Below are 14488 nucleotides of genomic sequence, written 5' to 3'. Positions count from 1 at the left end.
TGCTCACATTTTTTTCGGGAAGAAAAGGAAAGGTGATATATATATGACAACACAAGTAGTAAACGTCATTGGCGCAGGTCTTGCAGGAAGTGAAGCAGCTTACCAAATTGCAAAACGTGGTGTCCAAGTAAGATTATACGAAATGAGACCGGTAAGGCAAACACCAGCTCATCACACAGATAAATTTGCAGAGTTAGTATGTAGTAACTCGCTTCGAGCGAACACATTAACTAACGCTGTTGGTGTTATTAAAGAAGAAATGCGCTTAATGGATTCTGTTATTATTCGTGCAGCTGATGAGTGCTCTGTACCAGCAGGAGGGGCTTTAGCTGTAGATCGTCATGAATTTGCGGCAAAAGTAACGGAATATGTGAAAAACCATCCGAATGTAACTGTGATGAATGAAGAAATCACTGAAATTCCAGAAGGGCCTACTGTTATCGCGACAGGTCCACTTACATCTCCTGATCTTGCTGCGCAATTAAAAGAATTAACAGGTGAAGACTATTTTTATTTCTATGATGCTGCAGCACCGATTGTTGAGAAAGACAGCATTGATATGAATAAAGTGTATTTAAAATCTCGTTATGATAAAGGTGAAGCGGCATATTTAAACTGCCCGATGACAGAAGAGGAATTTGACCGTTTTTACGAGGCTTTAATCGCTGCTGAAACAGTACCTTTAAAAGAATTTGAAAAAGAAATTTTCTTTGAAGGTTGTATGCCGGTAGAAGTTATGGCAAGTAGAGGAAGACAGACACTAGTATTTGGACCGATGAAACCTGTTGGACTAGAAGATCCGAAAACAGGGAAAACGCCATATGCTGTTGTTCAGTTACGTCAAGATGATGCAGCGGGAACGCTATACAATATCGTAGGTTTCCAAACGCATTTAAAGTGGGGACCACAAAAAGAAGTGTTACAGTTGATTCCAGGGCTGGAAAACGCAGAGATTGTACGTTATGGTGTAATGCATCGCAATACGTTTATTAATTCACCTAACTTGCTTCGTCCAACATATCAATATAAACAACGTGATGATTTATTCTTCGCTGGTCAAATGACTGGAGTAGAGGGATATGTTGAATCGGCGGCGTCAGGATTACTAGCAGGTATTAATGCTGCTCGACTTGTGAAAGGTGAAGAGCCAGTTGTATTACCGCCTGTAACTGCAATGGGAAGTATGGCAAATTATATTACTGCGACAAACGCGAAAAACTTCCAACCAATGAATGCAAACTTCGGTCTGTTTGCACCGTTAGAGAAGAAAATTAAAAGGAAAGCAGAACGTAATGAAGCCTATGCAACACGCGCTTTAGAAACGATTCAAAATTTTGTAAATATTTAGTTAAATTTCTTGCAAAGGCTACTAAGTTGTGATACGATTTAGTAGCCTTTATTGAGGTGAATTGTGTGAATGTGAAGAAATTGTTACAATTATTCGTTGGATATTTACAAATTGAAAGAAATTATTCAAAATATACAATTGCAAGTTATCAAAATGATTTAGAACATTTTGTGCAATTTATGGAGCGAGAAGGCATATCCTCTTTTTTAGATATTACATACGCGGATGTTCGTTTGTACTTAACGACGTTGCACGATGAAAAGTTAGCCCGTAAATCTGTCGCAAGAAAAGTATCAAGCTTACGAAGTTTATATCGTTTTTTGATGCGTGAAGGTTATCGGAAAGATAATCCGTTTGCACTTGCGTCACTCCCCAAAAAAGAATTGTCAATCCCAAAGTTTTTATATGCTGAAGAATTAGAGGAATTATTTGAAGTTTCTGACACGGAAACGCCGCTAGGTCAAAGGAATCAAGCTTTATTAGAGTTGATGTATGCGACTGGGATCCGTGTGAGTGAATGTGTCAATTTACAACTTACCGATATTGACTTCGCGGTGGGAACAATTTTAGTAATGGGAAAAGGAAAAAAACAAAGATATATTCCGTTCGGGAGTTATGCACACGATGCTTTAATTACTTATATAGAGAACGGGAGAAAACAGTTAGCTCAAAAAACTGAAGAACACTCTCATATGGTATTTTTAAATGCGAAAGGCACGCCGCTGACAAGTCGAGGGGTACGTTATGTATTAAATGAACTCATTAAGAAGGCTTCACTGACAATGCGGATAAGTCCCCATATGTTAAGGCATACATTTGCTACACACATGTTAGATGAAGGGGCAGATTTACGTACTGTACAGGAGCTACTCGGTCATGAGAATTTGTCGACGACACAAATTTATACGCATGTCTCTAAAGAAAGATTGCGTTCTGTCTACATGAAGCATCACCCACGGGCATAAATTGCTTTTAAAGCTATAAAAACATATAAAGGAGTTTTTTCTATGGGGAATTTCCACGCTACAACGATATTTGCAGTTCATCATAATGGAGAATGTGCAATGGCTGGAGATGGCCAGGTGACAATGGGAAATGCGGTTGTAATGAAACATACAGCTCGTAAAGTCCGTAAACTTTTCCAAGGGAAAGTTTTAGCTGGTTTTGCAGGTTCCGTTGCTGACGCATTTACTCTTTTTGAAATGTTTGAAGGGAAATTAGAAGAGTACAATGGGAACTTGCAGCGTGCTGCAGTTGAGATGGCAAAACAATGGCGTGGCGACAAAATGTTACGTCAGCTAGAAGCGATGCTCATTGTAATGGATAAAACAACTATGCTTCTTGTTTCAGGTACAGGAGAAGTGATTGAACCAGATGATGGTATTTTAGCAATTGGATCTGGCGGGAATTATGCGCTTTCTGCAGGTCGTGCTTTAAAGCAATATGCAAGTGAACATTTAACAGCAAAGCAAATTGCGAAAGCGAGTTTAGATATTGCTGGCGATATTTGTGTTTATACAAACCACAATATAATTGTGGAAGAATTGTAGAATCGTAAGGGAGGCATTTTATATGCATTTACATTTTACTCCGCGTCAAATTGTGGAAAAATTAGATCAATACATTATCGGTCAAAAAGATGCGAAGAAAGCGGTTGCTGTAGCTTTAAGAAATCGTTACCGCCGAAGTAAATTAGCTGAAAATCTACGTGATGAAATTGCACCTAAAAATATTTTAATGATTGGACCGACAGGTGTTGGTAAAACGGAGGTCGCACGACGAATGGCAAAACTCGTTGGAGCACCTTTTATTAAGGTTGAAGCTACGAAGTTTACAGAAGTTGGATATGTAGGTAGAGATGTAGAATCGATGGTACGTGACCTTGTAGAAACGTCAGTTCGTATCGTGAAAGAAGAAATGGTAATTAAAGTACAAGACAAAGCAGAAGAGCAAGCGAACCAACGTCTTGTTGAAATTTTAGTGCCGAGTCCGGAGAAACAATCTGGATTTAAAAACCCATTAGAAATGCTATTTGGCGGTTCTCAAAATTCGAATCAAACATCTGACGAACAGGAAGATGTTGAAATTGAAAAGAAACGTCAAGATGTAGAAAGAAAGCTTGCTGCAGGACTTCTTGAAGATGAGATTGTATCGATTGAAGTGACTGAGCAACAGTCTTCCATGTTCGATATGTTACAAGGAACTGGCATGGAACAAATGGGAATGAATTTCCAAGATGCATTAGGAAGTTTTATGCCGAAAAAAACAAAAAAACGTAAACTTTCTGTGAAAGAAGCAAGAAAACTCTTGACAAATGAGGAAGCACAGCGCTTAATTGATATGGATGAAGTTACACAAGAGGCTGTTTATCGTGCTGAACAGCTCGGGATTATTTTTATCGATGAAATTGACAAAATTGCTGGTAAGCAGTCGAATAGCGTAGATGTATCACGTGAAGGTGTGCAACGTGACATTTTACCAATTGTAGAAGGATCGAATGTTGCGACAAAATACGGATCAGTAAAAACGGATTATATTTTATTCGTTGCAGCTGGAGCGTTTCATATGTCTAAACCGTCGGATTTAATTCCGGAACTGCAAGGGAGATTTCCGATTCGAGTAGAATTAACAAAATTATCTACAGATGATTTTGTTAAAATATTAATCGAGCCTGACAATGCGTTAATTAAACAATATATGGCTTTATTAGCGACTGAAGGTATAGAAATTGAATTTTCAGACGAAGCTATTCGTAAGATTGCTGAGATTGCTTATCAAGTTAATCAGGATACAGATAATATTGGAGCAAGAAGACTTCATACGATTATGGAGAAGCTCCTTGAAGATTTATCGTTTGAAGCATCTGAAATTACGTTAGAGAAAATAACGATAACACCTCAATACGTTGAGGAGAAATTAGCAACGATTGCTAAAAATAAAGATGTGAGCCAGTTTATTTTGTAATTGTGTCATCAGGTGACTCGCCCTAGTTTCCAAGTGATGAAAAAATATGTGAGTAACATGTAGGAGGAACTTTTGAAATGGAATTATTAGCAAAAACAAGAAAATTAAATGCGTTATTACAGAGCGCAGCAGGAAAGCCTGTAAACTTTAGAGAAATGTCTGACACAATGTGTGAAGTAATCGAAGCGAACGTATTCGTAGTAAGCCGTCGTGGTAAATTACTAGGTTATGCAATTCACCAACAAATTGAGAATGAGCGTATGAAACAAATGCTTGCAGAGCGTCAATTCCCGGAAGAATACACACAAAGCTTATTCAACATTACAGAAACATCTTCTAACTTAGATGTAAACAGTGCTTACACAGCATTCCCGGTAGAAAATAGAGAATTATTCGGTCAAGGTTTAACTACAATCGTACCAATCGTTGGTGGCGGTGAGCGTCTAGGCACATTAGTGTTAGCTCGTCTTGGTCAAGAGTTCTTAGACGATGATTTAATCCTTGCTGAATACAGTTCAACTGTAGTAGGTATGGAAATCTTACGTGAAAAAGCAGAAGAAATTGAAGAGGAAGCACGTAGTAAAGCTGTTGTTCAAATGGCGATTAGTTCATTGTCTTACAGTGAGTTAGAAGCAATCGAGCATATCTTCGAAGAATTAAATGGAACAGAAGGATTACTTGTTGCAAGTAAAATTGCTGATCGCGTAGGAATTACTCGTTCTGTAATCGTAAATGCACTACGTAAATTAGAAAGTGCTGGTGTTATTGAGTCGCGCTCTTTAGGTATGAAAGGAACATACATTAAAGTGCTAAACGACAAGTTTCTACAAGAACTTGCTAAATTAAAAACAAACTAATTTATAAAAACTCTCCTCCCTTGAGGAGAGTTTTTTTTGTATATAAGAGGTTGATGTTGTTTGTGAACAGCGCCATAATCATGTTTTTTAGAAACTATTATTTGAATTTCACTTTTTTGCTTAAAAGAAATACAGGTTGGTAATACTAGAATTCGAGTGTGAATAAAGAAAGTTTTACATTGTTCGCATTTTCGACTTGATTGTAATATTTCAGTATGATATAGTAAGCAGTGGTGTCAGTACAAAGTACACACGTTTACTGATTTAAGTGTTGGTGCTACGTTTGTAGTTTCGCTTAGAGATGAAGTAAACGGAGGATATCAAAAACCATTTAGGAGGAACTATATTATGTCAGTAATTTCTATGAAGCAATTGCTTGAAGCTGGTGTTCATTTCGGACATCAAACTCGTCGTTGGAACCCAAAAATGAAGCGTTACATTTTCACAGAGCGTAACGGTATCTACATCATCGACTTACAAAAAACTGTGAAAAAAGTTGAGGAAGCTTACAGAACGATGCGTGACATCGCTGCTGAAGGTGGAGACATCTTATTCGTAGGTACTAAAAAACAAGCACAAGAAGCTATTAAAGAAGAAGCAACTCGTGCTGGTATGTACTTCGTTAACCAACGTTGGTTAGGTGGAACTTTAACAAACTTCCAAACAATCCAAAAGCGTATCAAGCGTCTTAAAGACATCGAAAGAATGCAAGAAGATGGTACTTTCGAAGTACTTCCTAAGAAAGAAGTTGTTCAACTTAAAAAAGAGTTAGAGCGTCTTGAGAAATTCTTAGGCGGTATTAAAGATATGAAAGGTCTTCCAAGTGCATTATTCGTAGTAGACCCTCGTAAAGAGCGTATTGCAGTTGCTGAAGCACGCAAATTACACATTCCAATCATCGGTATCGTTGATACAAACTGTGATCCAGACGAAATCGATCACGTTATCCCAGCAAACGATGATGCAATTCGTGCTGTAAAACTTCTTACATCTAAAATGGCAGACGCGATCCTTGAAGCAAAACAAGGTGAAGAAACTGTTACTGCGTAACAAATTTGGAAAGGTGATAAGGGGTTCGGCCTTTTATCACCTTTTTTAAGGTATAAACACCTTTATAAAAGGTATAAATACATATTTTAGGAGGATGAAAAATATGGCAATCACTGCACAAATGGTAAAAGAACTTCGTGAAAAAACAGGCGCAGGTATGATGGACTGCAAAAAAGCTTTAACTGAAACTAATGGCGACATGGAGAAAGCAATTGACTTCTTACGTGAAAAAGGTATTGCAAAAGCTGCTAAAAAAGCAGACCGCATCGCTGCTGAAGGTTTAACTTTCATCGAAACAAACGGTAACGAAGGTTTAATCTTAGAATTAAACTCTGAAACTGATTTCGTTGCGAAAAACGAAGGTTTCCAAGCGTTAATTAAAGAATTAGCTGCTCACTTATTAGCTAACAAACCAGCTAACATTGAAGAAGCTATGGCTCAAACAATCGAAGGCGGCAAAACAGTAGAAGAGCACATCAATGAAGCAATCGCTAAAATTGGTGAAAAACTTACACTTCGTCGTTTCGAAATCGTATCAAAAACTGATGCTGATGCATTCGGCGCTTACCTACACATGGGTGGACGTATTGGTGTATTAACAGTTCTTGAAGGTTCTACTGACGAAGCTGCTGCTAAAGATGTAGCAATGCACATCGCAGCAGTTAACCCTAAATACATCGACCGCGATGCTGTAACTGCTGAAGAAGTTGAGCATGAGCGTCAAGTATTAACACAACAAGCTTTAAACGAAGGCAAGCCTGAAAAAATCGTTGCAAAAATGGTTGAAGGCCGTCTAGGTAAATTCTTCGAAGAGATTTGCTTACTTGACCAAGCATTCGTTAAAAACCCTGATATGAAAGTTCGTCAGTTCGTTGAGTCTAAAGGCGGAACATTAAAAGGATTCGTTCGCTACGCTGTTGGTGAAGGTATTGAAAAACGCGAAGACAACTTTGCTGAAGAAGTAATGAACCAAGTAAAAGGTAGCAACTAATAAAGATTAGGGAACACATTGTGTTCCCTTTTTTAAAATAAAGATGTAAGCAATTGGAGGTTCATTATGAGTAAACCGAAATATAATCGTGTCGTATTAAAGCTAAGCGGAGAAGCGTTAGCTGGGGAACAAGGATTTGGAATTAACCCATCTGTTATAAAATCAGTTGCGGAACAAGTGAAAGAAATTGCAGAACTTGATGTAGAAGTTGCTGTTGTTGTTGGTGGCGGAAACATTTGGCGTGGAAAAATCGGAAGTGAAATGGGAATGGATCGTGCTGGAGCAGATTACATGGGTATGTTAGCAACAGTTATGAACTCATTAGCTCTTCAAGATAGCTTAGAGAACATTGGAATTCAAACTCGCGTTCAAACTTCAATCGAAATGCGTCAAGTAGCAGAGCCTTACATTCGTCGTAAAGCAGTTCGTCACTTAGAGAAGAAACGTGTTGTTATCTTTGCAGCAGGTACAGGTAACCCATATTTCTCTACAGATACAACGGCAGCACTACGTGCAGCGGAAATCGAAGCAGACGTTATCTTAATGGCGAAAAACAATGTAGATGGCGTATATAATGCAGATCCATCTCTTGACCCAACAGCTACGAAATACGAAACACTTACTTACTTAGATGTATTAAAAGAAGGTTTAGGTGTAATGGATTCAACAGCTTCTTCTTTATGTATGGACAATGATATTCCATTAATTGTATTCTCGGTTATGGAAAAAGGTAACATTAAACGTGCCGTTTTAGGCGAAAATATTGGAACAGTTGTAAGGGGGAAATAAATATGGGACAACAAGTATTGAAGTCTTCAAATGAAAAAATGGAAAAAGCAGTTGCTGCTTACTCTCGTGAATTAGCAACAGTTCGCGCAGGTCGTGCAAGCTCGTCTGTATTAGATAAGGTACAAGTTGATTACTATGGTGCACCAACACCTGTTGTGCAATTAGCGAACATTACAGTTCCAGAAGCACGTTTACTTGTAATTCAACCTTATGATAAAACTTCTATCGGTGATATTGAAAAAGCAATCTTAAAAGCAGATTTAGGTTTAAATCCTTCTAATGATGGAACTGTAATTCGTATTGCATTCCCTGCATTAACAGAAGAGCGTCGTCGTGATCTTGTAAAAGTTGTGAAAAAATATGCTGAAGAAGCAAAAGTTGCTGTTCGTAACGTACGTCGTGACGGTAATGATGATCTTAAGAAGCTTGAAAAAGCTGGCGATATTACAGAAGATGATTTAAGAGGATATACTGAAGATATCCAAAAAGAAACAGATAAATATATTGCAAAAGTTGACGAAATCGCAAAAAACAAAGAAAAAGAAATCATGGAAGTGTAATAGCGATACTTTCGCAAATATGACCCTCTTCTTAAGGGGGTCTTTTTACACTTTTAGGCATATGTCTGCTTGCTGGAGGGTATGAATGATGTTTAAAAACTTTCCTTTTTTTAAAAGTAAAAAGGTCGCATCGTTTGATCATCTCGTTGAAGAAGTGAAAAAAGGATACATCCCAGAACATATTGCCATTATTATGGATGGTAATGGAAGATGGGCAAAGAGGAGAGCGATGCCTCGTATTGCGGGACATCATGAAGGCATGCAAGTTGTAAAGAAAATCACAAAATTTGCAAGCAAACTTAATGTGAAAGTATTAACTCTTTATGCTTTTTCAACTGAGAACTGGAAAAGACCGAAAAAGGAAGTTGACTATTTAATGAGACTTCCAGAAGAATTTCTAGGTACATTTTTACCAGAATTGATTGAAGAGAACGTACAAGTCCGAGTAATAGGGCAACAAGATCGTCTTCCTACGCACACACGCAGAGCGATGGAGAAGGCCATGGAAGATACAAAAGAGAATACGGGATTAATTCTTAATTTCGCGTTAAACTATGGAAGTCGAGATGAAATCGTTTCTGCTGTGCAACATATGATGAAAGATAGTGAGGAAGGAAAGGTTCGTATTGAAGATGTAAGTGAAGAAATGCTTTCTTCCTACTTAATGACGAGCTCGTTACCTGATCCTGAGTTGTTAATCCGTACAAGTGGAGAGTTACGTATTAGTAATTTCATGTTATGGCAAATTGCATATTCGGAATTTTGGTTTACAGATGTGTATTGGCCAGACTTTACGGAAGAACATTTGCTAAATGCGATCACAGACTTTCAACATAGAGGGCGCAGATTCGGAGGCGTGTAGAAAGAGAGGGTTTGGTAGTGAAACAGAGAATTATTACTGGAGTGGTTGCTGCCGCGCTATTCATTCCCATCGTAATTTACGGTGGCGTGCCTTTTACGGTTTTAGTGTATGCACTGGCTTCTATAGGTTTATATGAATTAATTCGTATGAATAAGCTTACGCTTATTTCAGTACCAACAGTTTTAGCTGTAGTATTATTATGGGTTATTTTAATTCCAAGTAGTGCATCAGAACTGTTTACTTGGATTGGATTAGGTAAATTAGAAATCACATTTGTGATTGTTTTATTACTTTTATCATATACAGTCCTTTCTAAGAATACATTTACTTTTGACAATGCTTCATTTTTACTAATGGCAACAACATATGTTGCAATGGGATTCCTATATTTGAATGAAACGAGAATATTAGGAATTAAATATGTGTTTTGCGCATTATTTGTTATATGGGCTACTGATTCAGGCGCATATTTCATAGGAAAAGCATTAGGAAAAAGAAAATTATGGCCAGAAATTAGTCCGAATAAAACGATTGAAGGCTCATTAGGCGGCATCGTTTGTGGAATTGTTGTGGCACTTGTTTACAATATTTTCTTCCCAGTTGAGGCTAATGTAGGAATTTTAATTGTGTTGACAATTATCATTTCTATTTTTGGACAAATTGGTGATTTAGTACAATCCGCATTTAAACGTCATTATGGTGTAAAAGATTCAGGTACAATTTTACCTGGCCATGGTGGTATATTAGATCGAACAGATAGTTGGTTATTCGTTTTACCAATTCTCTACTTCTTATTACAATATAATTAATGAATGAACGAGGGGTTGGAGTAATGAAAAACATTAGTTTATTAGGTGCAAGCGGATCAATTGGTACACAAACTATAGATGTATTACGCTCGCACCCAGACCAATTCCGTCTCGTTGCTTTTTCTGTAGGGAAAAATATTGACTACGCAGTAAAGGTAATTCAAGAATTTTCTCCGCAAATCGTCTCTGTGCAAAGAGAGGAAGATGTTCTAAAACTACAAGCTGTTTCTGGTAATACAAAAATTGTATATGGTAGTGAAGGACTTTTAGAAGTAGCATTACATCCAGATGCGGAGATTGTAGTAAACGCTGTTGTAGGTAGCGTAGGGTTGTTACCAACACTACGTGCAATTGAGGCGAAAAAAACAATTGGAATTGCAAACAAAGAAACGTTAGTGACTGCAGGGCATCTTGTAATGGAAGCAGCGCGAAAACATAATGTTTCGTTACTTCCAGTAGATAGTGAACATTCAGCTATTTTTCAATGCTTGAATGGTGAAAATGAAAAAAGAATTTCTCGATTAATTATTACGGCTTCTGGTGGAAGTTTTCGTGATAAAACGAGAGATGAATTGCATCATGTGACCGTAGAAGATGCGCTTCGACATCCAAACTGGTCAATGGGTTCGAAAATTACAATTGATTCTGCTACAATGATGAATAAGGGACTAGAAGTAATTGAAGCACATTGGCTTTTTGGTATCCCTTATGAGCAAATCGATGTTGTTTTACATAAAGAAAGTATTATTCATTCTATGGTTGAATTTGAAGATCGTAGTGTGATGGCACAGCTTGGCTCACCTGATATGCGAGTACCAATTCAATACGCGCTTACATATCCTGATCGATTACCGCTTTCTGACACAAAGCAGTTAAATTTATGGGAAATCGGCACATTGCATTTTGAGAAAATGAACCAAGAACGTTTCCGCTGCCTGCGTTTTGCGTATGAAGCTGGAAAAGCAGGTGGAAGTATGCCGGCTGTAATGAATGCAGCGAATGAAGTAGCTGTTGAAGCTTTTTTACAAAAGAGAATTGGTTTCTTAACAGTGGAAGACCTCATTGAAAAAGCAATGAACCATCACAATGTCATTGCACGTCCGAGCCTAGAGGAAATTCTGGAAATTGATGCAGCCACAAGACGGTTTGTGATGGAACAAATTTAGCAAAGGTGGTTATGGAATTGAATACAGCGATTGCCTTTATATTAATTTTCGGTGCACTCGTATTTTTCCATGAGCTAGGGCATCTATATTTCGCAAAAAGAGCAGGTATTTTATGCCGCGAGTTTGCGATTGGTTTTGGTCCGAAAATATTCTCATTTGAAAAGAATGAAACGGTGTATACGATTCGATTACTGCCTCTTGGTGGCTATGTAAGAATGGCTGGCGAGGATGCAGACACAGTGGAGTTAAAGCCAGGGAAAAAGGTTGGCCTTGTATTAAATGAAAAAGACGAAGTTGCAAAATTAGTTTTTGATGGATATGAAAAGTATCCAAATGTTCGTGTCATTGAAGTCGAACAAGCTGATTTAGAACATAATCTAACAATTTCGGGCTATGAAGAGTATGAGGAAGAGTTGCAAACATTCCGAGTGAATGAAAAGGCTCGTATCATTACTGCTGGTGAAGAAATTCAAATTGCTCCGTATAATAGGCAGTTTGGCTCTAAGAAATTGGGTCAACGTGCTTTAACGATCTTTGCGGGTCCTGCAATGAACTTCATTTTAGCTTTTGTTATTTTTGTGATTCTTGGATTTGTACAAGGGGTTCCTATTGACAAGCCAATGGTCGGAAAAGTAATGGAGAATAGTGCTGCAGAGCAAGCTGGATTAAAAGAAAATGATACAATTCAAGCAATTGATGGGAAAAACACAAGCACATGGAAAGATGTTGTTACCATTGTACGTGAAAACCCGAATAAAGAGATTACATTACAAGTAAAGCGTGATAGTGAACAGTTTAATGTGAAAGTAACGCCAACGCTCGATAAAGAAGGTAAAGAAGAAGTTGGTAGAATTGGTGTTTACTCTCCAGTAGAGAAAACAGTAATGGGTTCTATTAAATCAGGTTTTGAACAAACATACCAATGGACGAAACTAATTTTTGAGTCTCTTGTGAAATTAGTAACTGGTCAATTTTCTATTAATGAGTTGTCAGGTCCAGTAGGGATTTATAATCTAACAGATCAAGTTGTAGATTATGGATTTACGCGTGTATTAAGTTTAGCAGCAGTATTAAGTATTAACCTTGGTTTATTTAATTTATTACCAGTTCCAGCTTTAGACGGTGGACGTTTGTTCTTCTTCTTAATTGAAGCATTGCGCGGGAAACCAATTGACCGTCAAAAAGAAGGAATGGTTCACTTTATTGGTTTTGCATTATTAATGTTACTTATGTTAGTTGTAACTTGGAATGACATTCGTAAGTTTTTCTTGTAAAATAAAGTGAAACTTATAATGAAATAGAGCCCGTAGAATAAAATCCCTCACCTAACTCGAGGTGAGGGGTTTTACTGCGTGTAAGAGTAAAATGAAGAGGTGCGAATAAATGAAACAAAGTATGGTATTCAGTCCTACATTACGTGAAGTTCCAGCTGATGCGGAGATTAAGAGTCATCAGTTATTACTTCGCGCAGGTTTTATGCGTCAAAATGCTTCTGGTATTTATAGTTTTCTACCATTTGGATTAAAAGTACTACACAAAGTAGAACGAATCGTTCGAGAAGAAATGGAACGCGCAGGCGCGGTAGAATTATTAATGCCAGCAATGCAAGCTGCAGAATTATGGCAAGAGTCAGGTCGTTGGTATTCTTACGGATCTGAATTAATGCGTATGAAAGATCGTAACGCTCGTGAATTCGCATTAGGAGCGACACATGAGGAAGTAATTACGGATCTTGTGCGTGATGAAGTGAAATCATATAAAAAATTGCCGTTAACATTATACCAAATTCAAACAAAATTCCGTGATGAGCAAAGACCTCGTTTCGGTTTATTACGTGGAAGAGAGTTTCTAATGAAAGATGCATACTCTTTCCATGCTACACAAGAGAGCTTAGATGAAGTATACGGTCGCTTATACAAAGCATACTCTAACATTTTTGCTCGTTGTGGTTTGAATTTCCGTGCGGTTATTGCTGATTCTGGAGCAATGGGCGGAAAAGATACACATGAATTTATGGTATTATCTGATGTTGGTGAAGATACAATTGCATACTCTGATACATCTAATTATGCAGCGAACATCGAAATGGCTCCTGTTGTAGCTACGTATACGAAGAGTGATGAAGAAGAGAAAGCACTTGAAAAAGTAGCAACACCAGACCAAAAAGCAATTGAAGAAGTATCTACATTCTTAAACATTGCAGCTGACAAGTGCATTAAGTCTATGGTATTTAAAGTAGATGAGAAATTAGTAGTTGTACTTGTTCGTGGTGATCACGAAGTAAACGATGTGAAAGTGAAAAATGTATACGGCGCTTCAGTTGTTGAGCTTGCTTCTCATGAAGAAGTAAAAGAATTATTAAATTGTGAAGTTGGTTCATTAGGACCGATTGGTGTAGCAGGTGATATCGAAATTATTGCTGATCACGCTGTAGCATCAATTGTTAACGGATGTTCAGGAGCGAACAAAGAAGGATTCCATTATGTAAATGTAAATCCAGAACGTGACTTTAAAGTAAGTCAATATACAGATTTACGCTTCATTCAAGAAGGAGACCAATCTCCAGACGGAAACGGAACAATTCTTTTCGCACGCGGAATTGAAGTTGGTCATGTATTCAAATTAGGAACTCGTTATAGTGAAGCAATGAACGCAACATTCCTAGATGAAAATGGAAAAACACAACCACTTATTATGGGGTGTTACGGCATTGGTGTATCTCGTACAGTGGCAGCAATTGCAGAGCAGTTTAATGATGAGAACGGTTTAGTTTGGCCGAAAGCTGTTGCACCGTTCCATGTGCATGTAATTCCAGTAAATATGAAATCTGATGCACAACGTGAAATGGGTGAAAACATCTATAACTCATTACAAGAGCAAGGATATGAAGTATTACTAGATGATCGTGCAGAACGTGCAGGTGTTAAATTTGCAGATGCAGATTTATTCGGCCTTCCAGTTCGCGTTACAGTTGGTAAAAAAGCAGACGAAGGTATTGTAGAAGTGAAAGTACGTGCTACAGGCGAGTCTGAAGAAGTAAAAGTAGAAGAACTTCAAACATATATTGCTAATATTTTAAAATAAGAAGAGGT

14 protein-coding genes are annotated in these 14488 nt (G+C 37.7%); all 14 read left to right on the top strand.

Translation table 11 applies throughout. From position 1 onward, the window contains the following. The first annotated feature begins 43 nt into the window (after positions 1-43). On the top strand, positions 44-1348 hold the full coding sequence (trmFO, locus tag ACYVEC_RS12980; protein ID WP_060631987.1) for an FADH(2)-oxidizing methylenetetrahydrofolate--tRNA-(uracil(54)-C(5))-methyltransferase TrmFO: 1305 nt from the start codon (positions 44-46) through the stop codon (positions 1346-1348). 65 nt (positions 1349-1413) lie between these two features. Continuing rightward, positions 1414-2313 carry a tyrosine recombinase XerC gene (xerC, locus tag ACYVEC_RS12975; protein ID WP_063221128.1) on the top strand — a complete coding sequence of 300 codons (900 nt, stop codon included), beginning with the start codon at positions 1414-1416 and terminating at the stop codon, positions 2311-2313. 42 nt (positions 2314-2355) lie between these two features. Further along, positions 2356-2898, top strand: a complete 543-nt coding sequence (gene hslV, locus ACYVEC_RS12970) for an ATP-dependent protease proteolytic subunit HslV (RefSeq protein ID WP_000526271.1) — start codon at positions 2356-2358, stop codon at positions 2896-2898. A gap of 22 nt (positions 2899-2920) precedes the next feature. Next, positions 2921-4312, top strand: coding sequence for an ATP-dependent protease ATPase subunit HslU (gene hslU / locus ACYVEC_RS12965; protein ID WP_098555008.1), 1392 nt, complete (start codon positions 2921-2923; stop codon positions 4310-4312). A 77-nt stretch (positions 4313-4389) separates the two neighbouring features. Then, the gene (gene codY / locus ACYVEC_RS12960) at positions 4390-5169 is read left to right on the top strand and encodes a GTP-sensing pleiotropic transcriptional regulator CodY (RefSeq protein ID WP_000421290.1); all 780 of its coding nucleotides are present in this window, start codon (positions 4390-4392) and stop codon (positions 5167-5169) included. Between the two features lie 348 nt (positions 5170-5517). Beyond that, the gene (gene rpsB / locus ACYVEC_RS12955) at positions 5518-6219 is read left to right on the top strand and encodes a 30S ribosomal protein S2 (protein WP_000111485.1); all 702 of its coding nucleotides are present in this window, start codon (positions 5518-5520) and stop codon (positions 6217-6219) included. A 103-nt stretch (positions 6220-6322) separates the two neighbouring features. Beyond that, positions 6323-7210, top strand: a complete 888-nt coding sequence (gene tsf / locus ACYVEC_RS12950) for a translation elongation factor Ts (protein WP_001018584.1) — start codon at positions 6323-6325, stop codon at positions 7208-7210. 66 nt (positions 7211-7276) lie between these two features. Next, positions 7277-7999 carry a UMP kinase gene (gene pyrH, locus ACYVEC_RS12945; protein WP_000042667.1) on the top strand — a complete coding sequence of 241 codons (723 nt, stop codon included), beginning with the start codon at positions 7277-7279 and terminating at the stop codon, positions 7997-7999. Positions 8000-8001: 2 nt separating this feature from the next. Beyond that, positions 8002-8559, top strand: coding sequence for a ribosome recycling factor (gene frr, locus ACYVEC_RS12940; RefSeq protein ID WP_000531504.1), 558 nt, complete (start codon positions 8002-8004; stop codon positions 8557-8559). 85 nt (positions 8560-8644) lie between these two features. Beyond that, entirely contained in the window at positions 8645-9421 is a 777-nt protein-coding gene (uppS, locus tag ACYVEC_RS12935; RefSeq protein WP_060631982.1) for an isoprenyl transferase, read from the top strand. 17 nt (positions 9422-9438) lie between these two features. Beyond that, on the top strand, positions 9439-10230 hold the full coding sequence (gene cdsA, locus ACYVEC_RS12930) for a phosphatidate cytidylyltransferase (protein ID WP_063221125.1): 792 nt from the start codon (positions 9439-9441) through the stop codon (positions 10228-10230). A gap of 23 nt (positions 10231-10253) precedes the next feature. Beyond that, positions 10254-11396: a 1-deoxy-D-xylulose-5-phosphate reductoisomerase gene (gene dxr, locus ACYVEC_RS12925; protein WP_063221124.1), complete on the top strand. Its 1143-nt coding sequence runs from the start codon at positions 10254-10256 to the stop codon at positions 11394-11396. Between the two features lie 17 nt (positions 11397-11413). After that, the gene (gene rseP / locus ACYVEC_RS12920) at positions 11414-12670 is read left to right on the top strand and encodes an RIP metalloprotease RseP (RefSeq protein ID WP_063221123.1); all 1257 of its coding nucleotides are present in this window, start codon (positions 11414-11416) and stop codon (positions 12668-12670) included. 109 nt (positions 12671-12779) lie between these two features. Beyond that, a complete protein-coding gene (locus tag ACYVEC_RS12915) occupies positions 12780-14480 on the top strand; it encodes a proline--tRNA ligase (RefSeq protein WP_275718951.1) in 1701 nt (566 codons plus the stop codon). The last annotated feature ends 8 nt before the right edge of the window (positions 14481-14488 follow it).

The sequence above is a fragment of the Bacillus sp. MN7755 genome (assembly GCF_054771475.1).
The sequence above is the reverse complement of the archived record's forward strand: the minus strand, read 5'-3'. Positions and strand labels throughout refer to the sequence as shown.

What these genes read in the sequence shown, in the direction of transcription:
- trmFO (WP_060631987.1), top strand. Translation starts at nt 44, where the DNA reads ATGACAACACAAGTAGTAAACGTCATTGGCGCAGGTCTTGCAGGAAGT.
- hslV (WP_000526271.1), top strand. Translation starts at nt 2,356, where the DNA reads ATGGGGAATTTCCACGCTACAACGATATTTGCAGTTCATCATAATGGA.
- hslU (WP_098555008.1), top strand. Translation starts at nt 2,921, where the DNA reads ATGCATTTACATTTTACTCCGCGTCAAATTGTGGAAAAATTAGATCAA.
- codY (WP_000421290.1), top strand. Translation starts at nt 4,390, where the DNA reads ATGGAATTATTAGCAAAAACAAGAAAATTAAATGCGTTATTACAGAGC.
- rpsB (WP_000111485.1), top strand. Translation starts at nt 5,518, where the DNA reads ATGTCAGTAATTTCTATGAAGCAATTGCTTGAAGCTGGTGTTCATTTC.
- tsf (WP_001018584.1), top strand. Translation starts at nt 6,323, where the DNA reads ATGGCAATCACTGCACAAATGGTAAAAGAACTTCGTGAAAAAACAGGC.
- pyrH (WP_000042667.1), top strand. Translation starts at nt 7,277, where the DNA reads ATGAGTAAACCGAAATATAATCGTGTCGTATTAAAGCTAAGCGGAGAA.
- frr (WP_000531504.1), top strand. Translation starts at nt 8,002, where the DNA reads ATGGGACAACAAGTATTGAAGTCTTCAAATGAAAAAATGGAAAAAGCA.
- uppS (WP_060631982.1), top strand. Translation starts at nt 8,645, where the DNA reads ATGATGTTTAAAAACTTTCCTTTTTTTAAAAGTAAAAAGGTCGCATCG.
- dxr (WP_063221124.1), top strand. Translation starts at nt 10,254, where the DNA reads ATGAAAAACATTAGTTTATTAGGTGCAAGCGGATCAATTGGTACACAA.
- ACYVEC_RS12915 (WP_275718951.1), top strand. Translation starts at nt 12,780, where the DNA reads ATGAAACAAAGTATGGTATTCAGTCCTACATTACGTGAAGTTCCAGCT.